Annotated in this window: 16 protein-coding genes; 6 read left to right on the forward strand and 10 right to left on the reverse strand. The window is 69.6% G+C overall.

The annotated features are described in order from the left end of the window. On the reverse strand, positions 1-264 hold a 264-nt coding region (locus tag ACJ8AT_RS08060; RefSeq protein ID WP_407737052.1), incomplete at its 3' end, for a gamma-glutamylcyclotransferase. A 44-nt stretch (positions 265-308) separates the two neighbouring features. Next, the gene (locus ACJ8AT_RS08065) at positions 309-1,934 is read right to left on the reverse strand and encodes a PAS domain S-box protein (protein WP_407737053.1); all 1,626 of its coding nucleotides are present in this window, start codon (positions 1,932-1,934) and stop codon (positions 309-311) included. Between the two features lie 219 nt (positions 1,935-2,153). Between ACJ8AT_RS08065 and ACJ8AT_RS08070 the strand changes: the two genes are divergently transcribed. Together ACJ8AT_RS08070 and ACJ8AT_RS08075 are read left to right on the forward strand one after the other, a co-directional pair. Further along, entirely contained in the window at positions 2,154-3,833 is a 1,680-nt protein-coding gene (locus ACJ8AT_RS08070) for a pseudouridine synthase (protein ID WP_407737054.1), read from the forward strand. Positions 3,834-3,900: 67 nt separating this feature from the next. Continuing rightward, complete coding sequence (locus ACJ8AT_RS08075; protein ID WP_407737055.1) at positions 3,901-4,758, forward strand: alpha/beta fold hydrolase; 858 nt, start codon at positions 3,901-3,903, stop codon at positions 4,756-4,758. Between the two features lie 24 nt (positions 4,759-4,782). On the opposite strand, the gene ACJ8AT_RS08080 is transcribed toward ACJ8AT_RS08075, so the two are convergent. Next, on the reverse strand, positions 4,783-5,862 hold the full coding sequence (locus ACJ8AT_RS08080; protein WP_407737056.1) for a hypothetical protein: 1,080 nt from the start codon (positions 5,860-5,862) through the stop codon (positions 4,783-4,785). 113 nt (positions 5,863-5,975) lie between these two features. Here ACJ8AT_RS08080 and ACJ8AT_RS08085 point away from each other — a divergent pair, with 113 nt between their 5' ends. After that, complete coding sequence (locus tag ACJ8AT_RS08085) at positions 5,976-6,308, forward strand: TerB family tellurite resistance protein (RefSeq protein WP_407737057.1); 333 nt, start codon at positions 5,976-5,978, stop codon at positions 6,306-6,308. Between the two features lie 26 nt (positions 6,309-6,334). Here ACJ8AT_RS08085 and ACJ8AT_RS08090 read toward each other — a convergent pair whose 3' ends face one another. After that, positions 6,335-7,726, reverse strand: a complete 1,392-nt coding sequence (locus tag ACJ8AT_RS08090; protein WP_407737058.1) for an alpha/beta fold hydrolase — start codon at positions 7,724-7,726, stop codon at positions 6,335-6,337. Between the two features lie 150 nt (positions 7,727-7,876). Between ACJ8AT_RS08090 and nth the strand changes: the two genes are divergently transcribed. Together nth and ACJ8AT_RS08100 are read left to right on the forward strand one after the other, a co-directional pair. Beyond that, complete coding sequence (gene nth, locus ACJ8AT_RS08095) at positions 7,877-8,509, forward strand: endonuclease III (RefSeq protein ID WP_407737059.1); 633 nt, start codon at positions 7,877-7,879, stop codon at positions 8,507-8,509. Between the two features lie 3 nt (positions 8,510-8,512). Then, positions 8,513-9,313 carry a YIP1 family protein gene (locus ACJ8AT_RS08100; protein ID WP_407737060.1) on the forward strand — a complete coding sequence of 267 codons (801 nt, stop codon included), beginning with the start codon at positions 8,513-8,515 and terminating at the stop codon, positions 9,311-9,313. Between the two features lie 18 nt (positions 9,314-9,331). Here the strand turns inward: ACJ8AT_RS08100 and ACJ8AT_RS08105 are convergent, their stop codons facing one another. Genes ACJ8AT_RS08105 through ACJ8AT_RS08115 form a run of 3 tightly spaced genes read right to left on the reverse strand, consistent with a single transcriptional unit; the run spans position 9,332 to position 12,151 of the window. Continuing rightward, the gene (locus ACJ8AT_RS08105) at positions 9,332-10,159 is read right to left on the reverse strand and encodes an ATP-binding cassette domain-containing protein (protein WP_407737061.1); all 828 of its coding nucleotides are present in this window, start codon (positions 10,157-10,159) and stop codon (positions 9,332-9,334) included. Beyond that, on the reverse strand, positions 10,156-11,139 hold the full coding sequence (locus tag ACJ8AT_RS08110; protein ID WP_407737062.1) for an ABC transporter permease: 984 nt from the start codon (positions 11,137-11,139) through the stop codon (positions 10,156-10,158). Before ACJ8AT_RS08110 ends, ACJ8AT_RS08105 begins: the two co-directional genes overlap by 4 nt. Positions 11,140-11,146: 7 nt before the next feature. Beyond that, entirely contained in the window at positions 11,147-12,151 is a 1,005-nt protein-coding gene (locus tag ACJ8AT_RS08115; protein ID WP_407737063.1) for a sugar ABC transporter substrate-binding protein, read from the reverse strand. 206 nt (positions 12,152-12,357) lie between these two features. On the opposite strand from ACJ8AT_RS08115, the gene ACJ8AT_RS08120 reads away from it, so the two are divergent. Further along, complete coding sequence (locus ACJ8AT_RS08120) at positions 12,358-13,206, forward strand: PfkB family carbohydrate kinase (protein ID WP_407737064.1); 849 nt, start codon at positions 12,358-12,360, stop codon at positions 13,204-13,206. A 9-nt stretch (positions 13,207-13,215) separates the two neighbouring features. Here ACJ8AT_RS08120 and ACJ8AT_RS08125 read toward each other — a convergent pair whose 3' ends face one another. The 3 genes from ACJ8AT_RS08125 to ACJ8AT_RS08135 are packed head-to-tail and all read right to left on the reverse strand — an operon-like array spanning position 13,216 to position 17,861. Continuing rightward, positions 13,216-14,103 carry an NAD(P)-dependent oxidoreductase gene (locus tag ACJ8AT_RS08125; protein WP_407737065.1) on the reverse strand — a complete coding sequence of 296 codons (888 nt, stop codon included), beginning with the start codon at positions 14,101-14,103 and terminating at the stop codon, positions 13,216-13,218. A gap of 43 nt (positions 14,104-14,146) precedes the next feature. Further along, the gene (locus ACJ8AT_RS08130) at positions 14,147-15,199 is read right to left on the reverse strand and encodes a prephenate dehydrogenase/arogenate dehydrogenase family protein (RefSeq protein WP_407737066.1); all 1,053 of its coding nucleotides are present in this window, start codon (positions 15,197-15,199) and stop codon (positions 14,147-14,149) included. Positions 15,200-15,251: 52 nt separating this feature from the next. Continuing rightward, the gene (locus tag ACJ8AT_RS08135; RefSeq protein ID WP_407737067.1) at positions 15,252-17,861 is read right to left on the reverse strand and encodes a DUF3656 domain-containing protein; all 2,610 of its coding nucleotides are present in this window, start codon (positions 17,859-17,861) and stop codon (positions 15,252-15,254) included. Between the last annotated feature and the right edge of the window lie 20 nt (positions 17,862-17,881).

A 17,881-nucleotide genomic window follows, 5' to 3' on the forward strand; every position in this document is an offset into this window, starting at 1 on the left:
CTGGTAGCCCCCCTGCTCCCGAAAATCCAGGTGGGCCAGCACCGCCTCCACCCGCTCGGTGGCGATCCGGTAGGCCACGCCCCAGCAGCGCGCGCCGGGCTCGGGCACCAGCGTCACCACCCGCCCGGGGGCCTCCGGCACACCCCGGTGATCCGTCGAGCCCTGCCAGAATCGCCGCGCCCAGCCCCTCAGCCACGCCTCACGGCGCTCTTCGTACGGGAAGGAGGGACGGAAGATGAGTGAGCCGTAGCCGAAGATCCACATGGGTGCGTCCGCGGCACCCAGGCTCTCCAGGCTCTGCCCCCATGTCAAAGTCTTGTTGCCGGAATGGGCACTCCCGGAGTGATGGCCGCGGTGCCCGGGGGAAGGGGCACCTCGTTGAGGGTGAAGGAGAAGCAGGCGCCCTGCCCGGGCTGGCCTCTACCCCAGATGCGGCCACCGTGGCGGCGGATGATGCGCTGCACGGTGGCCAGCCCCACGCCGTTGCCCTCGAACTCCGCCTGCGCATGCAGCCGCTGGAAGACGCCGAAGAGCTTGTCCTGGTACGCCATGTCGAAGCCGGCGCCGTTGTCCCTCACGAAGTAGGTGAGAACGCCTTGCTCCTCCTTCGTGCCGAACTCGATCTCGGCCACCGGGCGCTCGCGCGTGAACTTCCAGGCGTTGCCCAAGAGGTTCTCCAGCACGGAGCGCAACAGGTGCGGATCCCCCCGCTCCACCAGCCCTTGCTGGATGGTGAAGCGCACCTTGCGCTCGGGCTGCTGCTCCTGAAGCTGCCCGGCGACGATTCGCGCCAGGATGGACAGATCGCACAGGCTGGTCACCAGCACCGTGCGGTTGACCCGCGAGAGCGCCAGGATGCCGTCGATGAGCTCGGCCATACGCTGGGCTCCGCCGCGGATGCGCCTCAAGTAATCCAGGCCCATCTCGTCCAGGCGGTCGGCGCAGTCCTCCGTCAGCGCGTCGCTGAAGCTGGCGATGCTCCGCAGCGGAGAGCGCAGGTCATGCGCCACGGAGTAGGCGAAGGCCTCCAGCTCGCGGTTGGAGAACTCGAGCTGGGCGGTGCGCTCGACGATACGGCGCTCGAGCTCGGCGTTGAGCTGGCGCACCTGCTCCTCGGCGTTGCGGCGGGCGGTGACGTCGGCGATGGTGGCCAGCGAGCCCGCGTAGCGGCCGTGCTCGTCGACAAACGGCGAGGTGGACATGTTGGTCCAGATGGACGAGCCGTCCTTGCGCAAGAACCGGAAGTCCATGACCTCGGCGACGCCCTGACGGCGCCGCTCGATGTTCCGCGCGGCCAGCTGTCTTCCCTCCTCGTCCATGAAGGAGAAGATGGGCCGGCCCAGCATCTCCTCCACGGTGTAGCCGAGCATCTCGGCCATGAAGCGGTTGACGTAGGTGGTGCGGCTCTCGGTGTCGATGCTCCAGATGCCTTCCCGGGCCGTCTCCACCAGGAGCTGGAAGCGCTGCTCGGTGCGGCGCTTCTCCTCTTCGCTCTGGCGGACCTTGTCCATGTCCTTGATGAGCGCCATGCCCCCCACGAGCTGGCCCTGCTCGTCGCGCAGGGGGATGCAATGACAGCGGATGTGCCGGCCCTGCGGCACGTTCGAGTTGCGGACGAACATGTCCACGTCCCGGACCTCCTCTCCCTTCAAGGCGCGCCAGATGGGCATCTCATCGATCGGATAGGGCGTCCGTTCGTCGGACCGGAAGATCCCGGCGACATGCCACTCCGAGGGAGGAATGGGCTCGCTGGAGGCGCCAAACAGCCAGTCGGAGTAGGGACTGGTGTAGATGAAGTTTCCCGTGACATCCGCAATGGAGATGCCTTCGGAGAGGTTGTTCAGGATGGCTCGGATGAGGTGCCGATTCCGGACATGGAACAGCTCCACGCTCAGCGTGTCCCGAATAAGCGTCGCGGGCGCATTGGCGGTCATGGCCGCCTCCGTACCCATAGAACGCGCCTGGATTGTGACATGGCTACCCCCGGTGCATGCCCCGCAGCGTTCAGTTCTATAAAGCGTTGGCCGAACTCCTGTCATCGCACCGCCGGGCACTCCTTGTTCTAGAAACCGACACTCGAGAGGCCCATCCTCGAAGCGCCCGAGAGGATGCTTGCAGTGCCTGGGAGACGGGTTTCGTGCTACCGGAGGGCTGTGGAGACCTGGGTCACTCCCATCCAGCCGCAACCCATCGCTTGCGACGACGCCGAGGCGTTCCCGAGCCCCTTTGACGAGCTCGGTCCCCACCCGCTCGCGCGGCGGGCCGCGGAGCTGATGCAGGCGGAGCTCCGGGCCGGCTTCATCGCTCCAGGCCTTCCTTCCTCGACGCTCGAAGGCCCCGAGGGCGGGAAGATGTTCGGCGTCCTCGTCGTGCAGGAGCCCCAGGGACGCATCGGGTTCCTCCGCTCCTTCTCCGGCATGCTCGATGGGAAATGGGAGCTCCCTGGCTTCGTCCCGCCGCTCTTCGACCGCGACGCGCGAGCGCGGGTGGAGCCCGCGGGCGAGGCCGTGGTCAAAGCGCTGCTCACGCGCGCCGAGGAGCTCCGAAGCTCGCCGGAGTTCGTCGCGCTCCGGGCTGCCCATGAAGCCCAGAAGGCACGCCATGCTCAGGAGCGCGAAACGCAGCGTGTCCTGCACGAAGAGCGGCGGCGGCAGCGCCACGTACGGCGGGCGGAGCTCTCAGCGTCGACAGGGCTCTCGGAAGAAGAGAAGCGCCAGGCCCTCCATGCGCTCGATCAGGAGAGCCGAGGCGACAAGGCGGAGCGGCGCCGGCTGGAGGCGCTCCAGGAGGAGGAGCGGCGAGCCATCGAGCCCAAGCGGGCGAAGCTCGAGCGGCGCCTTCGAGCTCTGGAGCGCCTGCGGAGGATCGTCTGCCGCGCGCTGATGACGCGCATCCACGACACCTATGTGGTCCCCAATGCGCGGGGCGAACGCCGTCCCCTCCGGAGCCTCTTCTCCAGTGGAGAGCCCCCCTCGGGCGCCGCCGACTGCGCGGCACCCAAGCTCCTGGCCCACGCCTTCACGCATGGGTTGCGTCCGCTGGCGCTCGCCGAGTTCTGGTGGGGCGCTCCGCCGCCTGCGGGAGGGCGCATCGCCGGAGCGTTCTATGCCGCCTGCCGGGACAAGTGCGGCCCCCTGCTCCCCTTCCTGCTCGAAGGGCTGCGTGTCTTGCCCCCGAGGGCCTTCGCGCCACCGGCGGTCGCGGCCGAGTACCTGTCCGTCCTCTTCGAGGACGCGTGGATTGTCGTGATCGACAAGCCCTGCGGCCTGCTCTCCGTCCCCAGCCGGGACACCTCGGTGACGGACTCGGTGCTCGCTTGGCTGCGGACACGGTATCCGCAGGCGACGGGCCCGCTCCTCGTGCACCGGCTGGATCTGGACACCTCGGGCCTGCTCGTCGCGGCGCTCGATGCTCGGACGCACGCGGATCTCCAGCGGCAGTTCACCCACCGCGAGGTTCAGAAGCGGTACGTGGCCTGGCTCCAGGGCACCGTCCGTGGCGAGCGAGGCACCATCGACTTCCCGATGCGCGTCGATCTCGAGGACCGGCCCCGGCAGATCTACGATCCCATCCACGGCAAGCCCGCCGTGACCGAGTGGCACGTCCTGGCCCGCAGCCAGGAGCGAACCCGAGTGGCCTTCTTCCCTCGCACCGGGAGGACCCACCAGCTGCGCGTCCATGCGGCGCACCCGCTCGGCCTCGGCGCGCCCATCGTCGGGGACCGCCTCTACGGGCACGAGGCGGACCGGCTGCACCTGCATGCGGAGTCCCTCTCCTTCCGGCATCCGCGGACGGGACAGCGCGTCTCCTTCGAGCGGCCCGCTCCGTTCTGAGCGGCCCCTCTCTCCGTGGCATTGAGGAGAGAGACACCCGGAGCGCACTGAAGTATGCCGGAGAGTGATGAGCGCTCCCCTCCAGTTGGATGACTGGGGCGGCACCGGACCGGTGCTGCACCTCGCCCACGCCAACGGCTTCCCGCCGGGCAGCTACCGCAAGCTCATCGAACTCCTCAAGCCGCGCTACCACGTCTTCACCCTCCGCAGCCGCTCCCTGGTGCCGGGGACGGATCCGCTGGCGATGCGGACCTGGGACGACCTGGCGGACGATCTGGCTCAGGCCCTGCGGGCGCAGGGGCTGGAGAACGTGCTGGGCGTGGGGCACAGCATGGGCGGCGTGACCACCCTGCTCGCCTCCGCGAACCACCCGGGGCTCTTTCGAGCCGTGGTCGCGTTGGATCCGGTGCTGTTCACAGGCCACAGGCACCTGCTGCACCATGCGCTGCTGCTGCTCGGGATGCAGAGCCGGATCCCTCCCGCGCGCCTCGCCCGTCGTCGCCGGGAGTCCTGGGGCTCTCGCGAGGAGGCCGCCACGAGCTACCGCAAGAGGGCCCTCTTCCAGCGGTTCGATCCCGAGTGCTTCCAGGACTACCTCACCCATGGGCTCACCGAGGTGCCCGGCGCAGGCTTCCGCCTCACCATCCCCACCGCCTGGGAGGCCCGCATCTTCGAGACCGCAGCGCGTGCCGTCTGGAGCCGGCTGCGATCCGTGGAGGTGCCAACGCTGGTGATGCGCGGAGGCGACTCGGACACGCTCACCCCGGCGGCCCTGGAGCGCGTGCGCCGCACCGTGCCGGGGGCCCGCACCGAGGAGCTCCCCGGCACCAGCCACCTCTTGCCGCTGGAGCAGCCAGCGGAGTGCGCGCGGCGGATCCTCGCGTTCCTCGACGCGGTGGATGAGGAGCGGCCCTCGGGGAGTTGAGCCGGCGTTACGGCGCAGCGGGGCTCACTTCGGCCAGAGCGTCACGGCCCGAGCGGTCTCGGAGCTCCAGACGAGCTTGCGGCCCCGGTACATCCGTGGATGCGCGCCGGAGTCCGCCAGCGAGACGAGCAGGTACTGCCCACGCGTCCGCAGGCTGATCATGTCGTTTGGCCGGTAGGGGTACGCGGGGAGCGCCACGGCCTTCCCGTTCTCCAGGCGGCGGATGAGCCCGGTAGCCAGCGTGTCCTTCCCGAAGGGCGTGCCCCAGACGGCCAGCGTATAGGCCCCGCTCTTGAACTCGGCCCACTGTCCCTCGGGCTGCTCGGGCGAGAGCTCGTACAACGAGTCCAGGATGGCGTCGTCCTCGACCTCGTGGGTCTCGATGCGGGGATCCAGCGTGCGGATCGAGCGCTCGCCCAGCTCCTTGCGCAGCTCCAGGGCCGCCGTGCCCAATCCCTCCGTGGAGTCCTTCGATTCCATCCGGAGCCACTTTCCGCCCAGGAAGGCGAAGCCGTGGGCCTTGAGCCGAGTGCCGCCTGCGCCGCCGACGGTGGACTGACGCCCCACCCCATCCAGCTCCACCGTGTGAGCGCCCTCCTGGGCCGGGGCCGCGCCCTGCAGCGAGAGCCCCACCAGCCTGCCTCCGGGATCGAAGCCGTACTCGATGAGCTCTCCTTCCGGAGGCAGCGGCAGCTCCTCGACTCCGCCCGTGACGAGATCCACGAGGAACAGCCGATCCCGGAACGCGTGCGAGGGGAACGGCTCCGGGAAGGTGGGCTTGCCCACGATGGGCATGCTGACCGCGCCGCGCCAGAACCGCACCGCCCCCCGCTTGCCGTCCCGGCTCAGCGCGGTGCTTCCACCCTGGCAGTCCGCCGCGAGGCGCGCGAGCACCCGGCGCTTCGATGAGAGGGGATCCCACTTGCTCCACTCGCACTGGCCCCGCGCGGGCTCCAGCACCGAGACGGTGGTCTCGGTCGTGGGGAAGTCCGGCGCCATCGGCTCGGTGGGGGCGGGGTGTTCTTCCGGGGGGTTCGCCGCGTGTCCTGGAGCGAAGGGAGCAAGCAAGAGCGCGGCGAGCAGGACCTGGCGGAGTGTCTTCAAGGTGCGGACATTGTTCCACAAGCCCTCGCGCTCGCGGGAGCCCAGCCTGGGAGCTGGGAGTAGACGGGAGCGGAAAGACAGGCCACTCTCCAGATCTGGAGGCTGTATCGCTGATGCCGGATTCCCCCAGTCACGAGAGTCGCTTTTACACCGAGGTCCTCAAGCTGCTGTTGCAGGTCATCACGAGCGATGGGGAGCTGGCTCCCGAGGAGCTTCAAGAGTTCTCCACGGTGGCCAGCCAGTGGAAGGTGCCGGCCTCGGAGCTCACGACGCTCCTGGGGTACTTGAAGGAGGGCAAGCCGCTGCCGGCGCCCGACATAGGCCTGCTGCGCTCGCGGCCGAAGGATGTCATCGAGGCGGCGCGGCTCATCGCCGCCAGTGATCAGCACGTCGACTCCGACGAGATCGACATACTCATGCAGATCCGAGAGCTGCTGGGCATCTGAGGGACTCGCTCCATGCCGGAGACCGCTCAGGGCTTCTGCTTGGGAATGAAGAACTCCCAGCGGAACGGCTCCTGGAGACACGTCGTATCGAGCCCCTCCGCCGTGCCCGCGGCGATGAAGTCCGAGACCACCTTGTCCACGCATCCGCTCGGGTTGATGTGCGTCGCTCCGGGCATGACGATGTGCCGGCTGCGGGAGAGGTGGCTCGCGACCTCCTGGCCGAACCGGGGGGGCGTCGAGGGATCACGAGTCCCCGAGAAGAGCAGCGAGGGGACGGAGCTCTGCACGGGCTGCCAGTAGTCCGCGGGCATCCGGGCCTGGGGCCACTCGGCACAGATGAGCTGGTATGAGTGGATCAGGCTGTCCCCCAGGAACGTCCCGGGAGTCTCCCGAGCCACATCCTCCGGAGTGATGCGCGCCAGATCCTCCGGGCAGACGACCGCGAGCTGGAGCCCCCAGTAGATCTGCGCGGCGATGGCGTCCTCGAAGGCGACCGCGAGCCCGGCGAACTCCTCGAAGTGCCCTTGCGCCGCGCGGTGGATGAGGAACGGGAGCTGCCGGGCCAGCGGCGTGATGAACAGGATCAGGTGCACCAGCTGCGCGAACCGCTCTCGCGAGACGCGCACCGTCTTGGCGGGGCCTTTCTCGGGCTTCAGCTCCACGGTGGCAGGGCTCTTCTGGAGCGTGTCGAGCACCTGCTGGAACTCCGCGCCGACGTTCGGGAACGCGCTCGCGCACCGGGCGTCCTCCCGGCAAGCCGCCAGCAGCGCATCGAGCGCGGCCTGCCCCGCCTGGGAGAACGGCAGCGGGTTACGGAAGTCCGTGGGAGAGACGCCTCGCAGGACCATGCTCCGAACCCGCTCGGGGTAGCGCCGCAGGTACACCAGCGCGAGCCGCGTCCCATAGGAGCCTCCATCCAGGTTGATGCGCTCATGCCCCAGCGCGAGCCGCACGGCCTCCAGGTCCGCCGCGGCGTAGGGCGTGGTGTAGAAGCGCACGTCCGCCGAGGCCGCATGACGCTCCAGACACGCGTGGGCCCGTTGGCGGAGCACATCGTCCGGATCGTCCTCCTGGGGAGTGTCGCAGCGCAGCGGGTTCGAGCCTCCCGTCCCACGCTGATCCACGAGCACCAGATCCCGCCGCACACGGGTCCGAGCCTGTTCGTGGGCGAACGCGGCGATGCGCTCCGTGGCGGCCTGTCCCGGGCCTCCGGTGAGCAGGTAGACGGGGTCTCCCACGGGAGCCGGGCCCGTCGCCCTCAGGACGATGACGCGCAGGGGGATGTGCCGTCCCTCGGGAGCGCTCCAGTCCTCAGGGACGCTCAGGGTGCCACAGAGCGCCACGCCCTCCACGCCCTCGATGGGACACGGCGAGAGCGCCAGCGGCGCGGCCAGCCCCTGAACCTCGGGCCACCCCAAGTCCCCGCGCGCTCCCTGAGCGGACGGATGTAGACAGCCCGCGAGAAGAAGGAGGCACAGCCCTCCTCCGAAGAGACGGCGACGAGGACTCAACGGGCTCTCCATGATCGATTCCTCCACTTCGATGGTCTACCCTGCCAGCAACACCTCATGCCCCCTGCCCAGATCGTCCCGAAGCTCCTGACCCGCTTGCGCCAGGCCCACCCGGATGCGCGCTACGAACTGAACTGGTCGACGCCCTACGAGCTGCTCGTTGCCACCATCCTGGCTGCCCAGTGCACGGACGAGCGCGTCAACAGGGTGACCGCCACGCTATTCCAGAAGTACCCGGGTCCTCAGGCCCTCGCCCAGGCGGACACCGCCGAGCTCGAGGAGGACCTCAAGCCCACGGGCTTCTACAAACAGAAGACAAAGACGGTCCAGAGCATGAGCCGGGAGTTGCTCGCGAAGTTCGGCGGCGAGGTGCCTCGCACGATCGATGAGCTCACCACGCTGCCCGGCGTGGCGCGGAAGACCGCGAACGTGGTCCTCAACACCGCCTTCAACCTCCCCTCGGGCGTCATCGTCGACACTCACGTGGCGCGCGTCAGCCAGCGCTTGGGGCTCACCCAGAAGGAGAAGCCCGAGGAGATCGAGCGGGAGCTGATGACGCTCGTCCCCCAGGATCAGTGGACCTTCTTCGGCCCCGCGGTCGTGCTCCACGGCCGGTACACCTGCACGGCGCGCAAGCCGAACTGTGCGGAGTGTCCCTTGAACGATCTCTGCCCGAAGATCGGGGTGTAGCGGATGGATGGCATGGAGGGAGTCTCCCAGGCCGCCTGCGCGGTCCACCCCGAGCGCGTGGCCCTGCAGCCCTGCGGCCGCTGTGGCACCTTCGCCTGCGAGGAGTGTCTCCGCGACTCCCCTCCGGGAGAGACGCTCTGCGCCGCGTGCGTGGCGCGCGAGGGCACCTACCTTCTGCCGTGGGACGAGCGCCAGGAGCTGGGCATCGTCCGCGCCTGGTTCAAGTCGGTGCTCCCCATCATGCTGCGGCCTCGAGCCACCTTCTCGGCAGCCGCTCGGCGCCCAGGAGATGCCGGAGGGTCGATCCTGTTCGCCCTCATCGCGAACTTCCTCGGGTTCTTCACCACCCTCCTGCTGTTCACCCTCCTCATGGCGTTCATGCCGATCCCCATGGAGCCGACCCCGGGGGCGATTCCCTATCGAGCCCTCATGGTGGGCACCTATGGCTCCATGATCGTGCTGGCGCCGCTCTTCGGGCTGGCGGCGACCGTGCTCATGGCCGCCATCGATCACGTGGTGATGCGGATCTTCGGCAAGCCTCAGCCGTTCGAGACCACCCTGCGCGCGGCCTCGCTCGCCCAGGCTCCGCTCGCGCTCGGGGTGATTCCCTTCTGCAGCCTCTACATCGCCCCGTTCTGGGTGCTGGTGGCGAAGGTCTTCGCCTACAAGGGGCTGCATCGCACGACCACCGGAGTGGCCGCGGCGGGCGCGCTCCTGGCTCCCGTGGTGGCCACCGTGCTGTTCTGCGGCGCCTACGCGATCCTGATCGCCGCGGTGATGACGATGGCCTCCGGCGTGAAATAGGAGCGGCGCGGCTCCGCCTCAGTCGTGCGAGGCCGCCAGCCGCTTGTCCTCTCGCGTGAGTTCGCCCAGCTCGTGGGTGAGCTCCTCCAGCTCTCGCCCGCCCGCCATGCGCTGGATGAGCTCCTCGCGAGAGATCTGATCCTTCGAGAACGTCCCCTGGCTCCGGCCCCGGTTGAGGATCGTGAAGCGATCGCCGATGAGCCACGCGTGGTGCGGGTTGTGCGTGACGAGGATCACCCCACAGCCCCGGGAGCGCGCCTGGGCCACGTAGCGCAGGACGATCCCGGCCTGCTTCACGCCCAGCGCCGAGGTCGGCTCGTCCAGGATGAGCACCCGGGCGCCGAAGTAGACGGCTCGCGCGATGGCGATGGACTGGCGCTCTCCACCCGAGAGCGTCCCCACGGGCTCCGACGTGTCTCGCACGTGGATGCCCATCTTCTCCAGCTCGGCCCGGACGATGGTGTCCGCCATGCGCAGATCGAAGCGCCGGAAGGGACCGAAGCCCTTCATCGGCTCGGCGCCCATGAAGAAGTTGCGCACGATGGAGAGCATCGGGACCATGGCCAGGTCCTGATAGACGGTCGCGATGCCGTGGCTGCGCGCGTCTCGCGGAGAGCGCAGGCGCACCTCACGGCCAGAGATGAGCATCCGCCCTCGATCCGGCAGGTGCACCCCGGAGAGCGTCTTGATCAGCGTGGACTTGCCGGCGCCGTTGTCGCCGAGCACGCACATGACCTCGCCCGCGCGCACGCTCATCGAGACGCCCTCGATGGCCGACACCTTGCCAAAGGACCGGGTCAGCCCCTCCACCTCGAGCAGCGGCGGCCCCACCAGCTCATCGCTCATCGCCGGGCCTCTACCATCCGGCCGCGCACATAGGTGTTCACGAGCACCGCGACGATCAACATCACCCCGAGGAACACCTTGTACCAATCGGAGTCCACGCCCGCGAACACGATGCCCTGCTGCACCATGCCGAACAGCAGCGCCCCGAACGCCGCGCCGATGACCGAGCCGTGGCCGCCCGTGAGCAGCGTGCCGCCGAGCACCGCGGCCAGGATCGCCTCCAGCTCCTTGCCCGTGCCGCGCAGCACGTCCGCGCCGGTGAACTTGACGGCCTGGAACGTCGCGATGAGGCACGCGCAGAGCGAGGTCATCATGAACAGCGCGATCTTCACCCGGCGGACCGGGACGCCCAGGTTGCGCGCGGCGTCGGGAGCGCCCCCCGCGCCGAAGATCCAGTTGCCGAAGCGCGTGCGCAGCAGCACCCAGGTCGCCAGCGCGGTGATGCCCACCCACCAGAGGATGGAGATGGAGAAGCCCCCCACCCGGCTGGCGAACACCACCTGCGCCGAGCCGTAGTGGAGCGCCTCATGCAGCCCGCCCACCTGGGTGCGGCCGGTGATGAGGCGCGTCATGCCAATGGTGCCGCCGCTCAGGATGAACAGCGAGCCGAGCGTGACGATGAACGACGGCAGCCCCGTGCGGACGACCACGAGGCCATTGGCGAACCCCACCGCGAGCGACAGCACCATGGCCACCGCGATCCCCGCCCAGATGGACCAGCCCCACTGCTCGCACAGCAGGGAGAGGGTCATGCCGCTGGCGGCGATCATCGAGCCGACCGAGAGATCGAACTCGCCCGCGATCATCAGCAGGGAGACCGCGGCGGCCAGGATCCCCAGCTCGGAGGCGATCTCGAGGTACGTGGCGGAGCCAGCCCAGGACAAGAAGCCGGAGCCGCCGGCGTAGAGCGAGAAGAAGAGCCAGATGGCGATGACGCCACAGGCTGCGCCGAACTCGGGGCGGTGGAGGATTCTACGCATGTACTCGCTACCGGATGCCCTTCTTGCTGAGCTCGATGACCTGAGCCGCGTTCTCCTTGGTCACGAAGCCAGGGCCGGTGGGCAGGATGCCACCTGCGGGCAGCACGCCAAACTGTTTGTACTGAGCCAGGAGCACGATCGGCAGGTAGCCCTGCAAGTACTGCTGCTGGTCGATGGCGAACTCCAGCTCGCCGTCCTTGATGCCGCTGAGCACGTCCGGCGTCAGATCGAACGTCCCCAGCTTCACCTTGCCCAGCTTGCCTCCCTGCTTGAGCGCCGCGAGCGCCGCCCGCGAGCCCAGCGGGCCCAGCGTCATGATGCCGTCCACGCCCTCGCCCACCGCGGCGGTGACCTTCTGCTGGGAGTCCGTGGGGTCCGCCGCGTTCACCGCGAGCACCTTGCCCGTGCCGCCCGCCTTGGTGATGGCGTCCAGGAAGCCCTTGCAGCGCAGGTCCAGCGAGGAGTTACCCACCTCGTGGTTGACGCACAGCGCGTTCTTCACGCCCGCCGCGGCCATCTTCTCGCCGCCGCCGAAGCCGGCCTCGTACTCGGTCTGGCCCACGTGCATCAGCACGCCCAGCTGCCGGTAGGCGTCGCTGCCCGAGTTGATGGAGATGACGGGGATGCCCGCCGCCACCGCGTTCTTGATGGACTGGCCCAGGGCGTTGGCGTCGGGGATGGAGACCACCAGGCCGTCCGGCTTCTTGGCGACCTCGGCGTCGATCAGGCGGCTCATGGCCACCATGTCGAAGGTCTGCGGCGAGTTGTAGGTGACGGAGACCCCCGTGTCCTTGGCGGCGTTCTCCACGCCATTCTTCACCACGGACCAGAACGTGTCGGACGCCTGCCCGTGCGTGACGACGGCGATCTTGATGTCCTTGTGCGCCGCGCTCGCCGCCGGGGCCGGGCCCGTCTCCGCCGCCGGCTTGGGCGCCTCGCCCTTGCTGCACGCGGCGGCGAGCAGGATGGCCATTGAACCGATCAGTGCCCGCAGGCTCTGGTGACTACGCATGTTCTGTTCCTCGTCTTCTGGGCCGCGGTCCCCTGCTGGGTTCCGCTCGCCAGGCCCACCGGGTTGGTCAAGCGGCGCGCAATCTAGCCCGGCGAGGGCCCGTCCGTGGAACCCTCATTTTCTACACTCTGCGTGCAGGCAGCCCGGCGTGGGGGGGAAACCCTGGCGCTCGACGCCGGAGGGGGATTTCGCGTAGCTAGGGGGCGATGACTCCACTTCCCGAGCTGCTCATCGTCGGCCATGTCACCCGTGACTTCATCCGAGGCGAGACCCGCCTGGGTGGGGCCGCTTCCTTCTCCTCTCGGGTCGCGGCGGCGCTGGGCATCCAGACGGCGCTCGTCACGTCGGCGCCCGCCGACTTCTCGCTGATGGCGCCCCTGCGAGCGCTGCCTCAGCTGTCGATCCATGTCGTGCCGAGCCCGGAGGCGACCACCTTCGAGCTGGACTACAGCGGGCCGCGCCGCCGCCTCTTCCTTCGCTCGGTGGCCAGGCCCATTGGCATCAATGACATTCCGCCCGAGTGGCGCGACATCCCCGTGGCCTACGTGGCGCCGGTGGCGGGCGAGGGCGACCGCGCGCTCGTGGAGGGCCTGAAGTCGCGGCTGATCTGCATTGGCCTCCAGGGCTGGCTGCGGCGGCAGGGGCCCAATGGAATCGTGGAGCCGACCATCCTCAGCGAGGCCTCCCAGCCGCCACGGGGGCTGGGAGTGGCCGTCTTCTCCGAGGAGGACCACCCCGAGGCCGAGGCCCTGGCCTCGCAGCTCGCCCGCCAGAACCTCACCGTGGCGCTGACCCGGGGTCGGCGCGGCTCCACCGTGCAGCAGGGCTCGCAGCGCTGGGAGATCCCCGCGGCCCCCGCCAACGAGGTGGACCCGACGGGCGCCGGAGACGTGTTCGGGATCGGCTTCACGCTGGCGCTGGCGCGCGGGGCCTCGGCTCCGGAGGCCGCCAAGGCCGCCGCGGCGATTGCCGCCCGGGTCGTCGAGGGCCCCGAGCTCGGAAACCTCACGGCGGCGGATGCCCGGCACCTGCCTCCGCCGAGCGCGAAACCCTGAGACTTCCGGTCAGGGCTTCTCCAGCCCGGCCCGCTGCGCCGCCAGCGTTCCGAGCGCCGCCCAGTCCTTGTCTCCCAGGCCGCGTGCGACGCCTTCGACGAAGTGGTCTCGGAGGAGGCTGGCCAGGGGCATGGGGACCTCGGTGCCGCCCGCCGCCTCCAGGACCAGCCTCATGTCCTTGAGCCCCAGCCGCAGCGCGAACCCCGCGGGCTCGAACTTCCCGGAGGCGATCAGCCCGGCGTAGCGCTCGAAGATGGGGGACTTCGCGAAGACATTCTGGAACACCTCCAGGAACGTCTGGGGCTCGATGCCCGCCTTGCGCGTCAGGGCGAACGACTCCGAGAGCGCCTCCATCACCGAGGCGATCAGGAAGTTGCCCGACAGCTTCACCACGTTCGCCGCGGAGGGCTTCTCTCCCAGGACGGAGAGCCCTCGCCCCACGGCCTCCAGCAGCGGCCGGCAGCGCTCCACGTGGGCCTTGGCGCCCGCCGCCAGCACCCAGAGCTGCTTCGCCTCCGCCGCATCCGGCCTGCCGAAGACGGGAGCCGCCACGTACCCCTGCCCCGCCTGGGCGTGGGCCTCGGCCAGACGCTCCGAGAGCGCCACCGAGATGGTGCTCGAGGAGACGTGGATCGCTCCCTTCTCCAGCCCGGCGATCAGGCCCGTGTCGCCGAAGGCCACCTCCTCCACCGCGTGATCGTCCGCGAGCATGGTGAAGAGGACCTCCGCCCCTCGCGCCGCCTCCCGAGGTGTCTCCGCGACCCGCGCCCCCTGCGGTTGAAGTGACTCGGACTTGGCTCGCGTGCGGTTGTAGACCGCCAGCGAGTGCCCGGCCTTCAGCAGGTTCTTCGCCATCCCGTGGCCCATGTTCCCCAGGCCGACGAAACCGATCTTCATCTGGCTCTCCCTCCGAAAAAAGAGAGCCTCCCTCTAACAGCGCTCAGCCGTCCGTGCCGTCGGAATTCCGAGAGAGCCGGAGAAGGGTATGAAAGAAGACCTCGGCCTCCTTCCCGAGTCCCAGCTCGGCGCCCCAGCCACGCCGCTGCTCGAGGAGCGCCTGCTCGCGAGCCGGCTCGCTCCCCTTCCCCTCGCGGGCCTCGGCCCGGGCGGCGCGCTGGGCGAGCTGGAGCCGCCGAGCCAGCAACCCCATCATCTCCCGATCGATCTCATCGAGGCGCGCCCGGTACTGAGCCAGCTCCGTCGAGCCGGTCTCCGTGGCCGGAATCGCCATGCTCCTGGCTTCCCGTGAGCTGACCTCGGGAGGCAAGTGCTCGAGCTGCTCATGGATCTCACCGAGCGCCTTGAGCAACTGGCTCCGCGCCTCCGAAGCGAAGGGGTTCTCCCGCTGGATGGCGGCGAAGAGGTGCCCGGCGTCGGAGCGGACGGTCTCGATGGTGCGCGCCAGGGCCTTGAAGCTTGCGGGAGCGAACGGCACGTCGAGCCCCGCGCCCGCGTCGATCATTCCCTTGGCCACGAAGAACGTGAGCGCGTGGGTGTAGGCCATCACGCGATCATGGTTCTCGGGTGTTTGATCGATGATCTCGCAGCCGAGGCGCTCGTAGAAGCGGCGCGCCCGGCCCGCCGCGTCCGGGTGCATCGGGTTGGGGCAGAGGACGACGCGCAGCGGCCGCTCGGCCATGGCCAGGCTGCGCGGTCCGAAGAGCGGGTGCGTCCCCACCCAAGGAATCTGGGAGCCGAGCACCTCGGTGAGCGCCTCCACGGGCTTCATCTTCACGCTGCCCACGTCCATCACGAGCTGCGAGGGCCGCAGGTGCGGGCGCAGATCCTGGAGCACGGAGCCCATCTGCGGCACGGGGACCGCCACCACCACGAGCTCGGCCCCGGTGACCAGCTCCGGCAGCGAGATGGCTCGATGAGGCTCCGGCACTCCGCCCTGGGGATCCAGGGCTCGGAAGCCCATGCCGGCCTCTCCCAGCAGCGAGCCGAGTGCCCGACCGAACCGCCCGTAGCCCAAGAGAGCAACCTGCGTCATGCGAGAACCTTCTCCCTCGAAGGTCAGCCAGCGCTACTGGGAAATCGCTTCTTCAACGAGGCGCGGCAACCGGTGGGCTGAGCACCTTCATGGTGCCCTTCGTCACTCCGAACTGCTCGTGCACCGCGGCGCGGCGAACGGCCTCGGCCGGAGCCAGCCGGCCCGCGAGCAGCTCCTGGTAGGCCCCCAGCACCCGGGCGGCCTCCTCCTGGGACTCGCGCACGAACTCGACCCGGAAGCGGCGCACGCCGCGCTCCAGCAACTGGGGCACCAGCGAGGCGGCGCTCTGGGCCTGGGCGTTGAACACCGTGTTGCGGCAGCCCACGTCGACGATGACGGGGTGATCCAGGCCCAGCCGGTCGCGGAGCGAGATCTGGTGCTTCTCGCAGGGCCGCCCGCAGGTGCGGAAGTCCCGCCCGTTGGAGAGGGTGTGCGAGTACACGCAGTGCTCGGTGTGGAACGTGGCGATGTGGTGATGCAGCGCCACCGTGAAGCGGTGGGCGGGCGCGTGCTCCAGCAGCGAGAAGAGCTGGGTGGCGTCCAGATCGTGCGAGCACGTGAGCGTGTCCAGCCCCAGCCCCAGCAGGTACGAGGCGGTCACCGAGTTGGTGACGTTGAGCGAGAAGTCCCCGTGCAGCACCGGGCGCGGCTGGCCGGCGGGGCGCTCGAGGAAGTGCATCATCGCGCCCCAGTGGCGCACCAGCACGGCGTCCGGGCGCAGCTTGTCAATGCGCTGGTCATAGCCCTCCTCGCCCGGCTTCTGGACCCGGACCGTGGCGATGGTGACGCGCAAGCCAGCGGCGCGGGCCCGCTCCACGGCTCGCTGCAGGCCCACCATCTCCATCCAGTCCAGCTCCACCTCGCGCAGCCCCGCGGCGATCACGGCCTCGAGCTGCGCCTCATTGCGGCACAGCGGGAGCAGGCGCGCGGTCTCCTCGGCGGGGACCGAAGGCACGCGCTCCATGGACGCGGCGCGCACCGCATCGAGCACCGGCGTCTCCACCACGGTGCGCCGGTAGCCCTTCTCCACCGCGGAGGTGAGCTCGGTGACGAGCTGGCGGCGAAGCGCCTTGAGCTCGGAGACGGGCAGGTGCAGCCCCGAAGCCAGGCCCGAGCAGTCCAGACGCGACAGGTGGAAAGGCGTGCCTCCGAAGGCGCCCAGCTTGTCCCGGAGCAGCGCCTCATCCAGTCCTCCTCCGCGCGCCGCAGCGAGCGGGACCGGGCTGGCGGCGGAGGACTCATGTCCCCACGCGCTGGCCTGGATGCGAAGCGGACTCCCGTCCGAACCCGAGACCTTCAGCTCGAGGGGGACGCGGCCCTCCGGCTCTCCCTGCGCAATCAGGCTCTCGACGCGGCGAGCCATGGCCGGATCGCTGTTGAGCCACACGCGCTGCCCCGTCGCCACGCGCTCCAGATCCGGCCCCGGGTGGCCGAAGCCCAGCACCCAGCCTTCACCGCGGCGCTCGACACGGAAGATGGGACCCCCGGGCTCGTTCTTGTCCTCGGGCCGGCCCGCATCGAACACGACGCCCATGCCCGGGCGCGGATCCACCGCATCCGGCGCGGGCTCGCCCTTCAACGGCGAGGACACCTGCCCGGCGGGGTTCTCCGGGCGCTCCTCTCCCAGGCCGAGGCCTCCCGTCCACGGGCGCTCATCGGGGACGACCAGCACCTCCTTGCCGGAGATGGACCGGACGCGCCCGAGGTACACGCCTCGGTGCTTGGGGAAGCGGCCCTCGACGAGCGTCTGGTGATCCGAGCCCGCGAGGAAGCCATTCGAGAACCCTCGGCTGTAGGCCAGGGACATGTCCGCCAGATCCCGCTTGAGCCGGGCCTCGTCTGGAGCGCCCGCGAGGATGCTCTCCACCCAGCGCCGATACCCCTGCACCGTGGCGGAGACGTACGCCGGACCCTTGAGCCGGCCCTCGATCTTGAGGCCATGCACGCCAATGTCGATCAGGTCCGGCACGGCCCGCACGCCAGCGAGATCCTTGGGGCTGAGCAGGTACTTCACGTCCCCGAGATCCCGCGTCTCGGTATCGACGACGAGCTCGTACGGCAGGCGGCAGGACTGCGCGCACTGGCCGCGGTTGGCCGAGCGGCCTCCCCACGCCTCGCTCGTGAGGCACTGGCCGCTCCAGGACATGCACAGCGCGCCGTGGATGAAGACCTCCAGCTCCACATCCGTCTGCCCGGCCAGCTTGCGGATCTCGGCCACGGAGAGCTCGCGCGGGACGACGACCCGGCAGATGCCCAGCCCCTGGGCGAAGCGCACGCCCTCGGCGCTGGAGATCGTCATCTGCGTGGAGGCGTGCAGCTCGAGCTGGGGACACAGCGCCCGGGCCAGCAGCGCCACGGCGGGATCCTGGAGGATCAGCGCATCCACGCCCGCGGCGGCGGCGCCCCGCACGAGGTGCTCGACGATGGGCAGCTCGGGCTCGAAGACGAGCGTGTTCAGCGTGAGGTAGGCCCGAGCCCCCGCGCGGTGGATGAGGGCCACCGTCTGGGGCAGGCGTGCGAGCGAGAAGTTCTCCGCACGGGCTCGGGCATTGAAGCCCTCGTCGAGCCCGAAATAGACGGCATCCGCTCCGCTGGCGAGCGCGGCCTGAAGGGAGTCGAGATCCCCCGCGGGAGCAAGGATTTCAGGGCGGCGGGGAGGCATGGCCCCTCCTTAACACGCGA

Source organism: Hyalangium sp., from assembly GCF_045802625.1.
Taxonomy (GTDB): Bacteria; Myxococcota; Myxococcia; order Myxococcales; family Myxococcaceae; genus Hyalangium.

Bases quoted from the DNA above. Each gene is read 5' to 3' on its own strand.
- ACJ8AT_RS08065 (WP_407737053.1), bottom strand. From the start codon at position 1,934: ATGACCGCCAATGCGCCCGCGACGCTTATTCGGGACACGCTGAGCGTG.
- ACJ8AT_RS08075 (WP_407737055.1), top strand. From the start codon at position 3,901: ATGAGCGCTCCCCTCCAGTTGGATGACTGGGGCGGCACCGGACCGGTG.
- ACJ8AT_RS08085 (WP_407737057.1), top strand. From the start codon at position 5,976: ATGCCGGATTCCCCCAGTCACGAGAGTCGCTTTTACACCGAGGTCCTC.
- nth (WP_407737059.1), top strand. From the start codon at position 7,877: ATGCCCCCTGCCCAGATCGTCCCGAAGCTCCTGACCCGCTTGCGCCAG.
- ACJ8AT_RS08100 (WP_407737060.1), top strand. From the start codon at position 8,513: ATGGATGGCATGGAGGGAGTCTCCCAGGCCGCCTGCGCGGTCCACCCC.
- ACJ8AT_RS08105 (WP_407737061.1), bottom strand. From the start codon at position 10,159: ATGAGCGATGAGCTGGTGGGGCCGCCGCTGCTCGAGGTGGAGGGGCTG.
- ACJ8AT_RS08110 (WP_407737062.1), bottom strand. From the start codon at position 11,139: ATGCGTAGAATCCTCCACCGCCCCGAGTTCGGCGCAGCCTGTGGCGTC.
- ACJ8AT_RS08115 (WP_407737063.1), bottom strand. From the start codon at position 12,151: ATGCGTAGTCACCAGAGCCTGCGGGCACTGATCGGTTCAATGGCCATC.
- ACJ8AT_RS08120 (WP_407737064.1), top strand. From the start codon at position 12,358: ATGACTCCACTTCCCGAGCTGCTCATCGTCGGCCATGTCACCCGTGAC.
- ACJ8AT_RS08125 (WP_407737065.1), bottom strand. From the start codon at position 14,103: ATGAAGATCGGTTTCGTCGGCCTGGGGAACATGGGCCACGGGATGGCG.
- ACJ8AT_RS08130 (WP_407737066.1), bottom strand. From the start codon at position 15,199: ATGACGCAGGTTGCTCTCTTGGGCTACGGGCGGTTCGGTCGGGCACTC.
- ACJ8AT_RS08135 (WP_407737067.1), bottom strand. From the start codon at position 17,861: ATGCCTCCCCGCCGCCCTGAAATCCTTGCTCCCGCGGGGGATCTCGAC.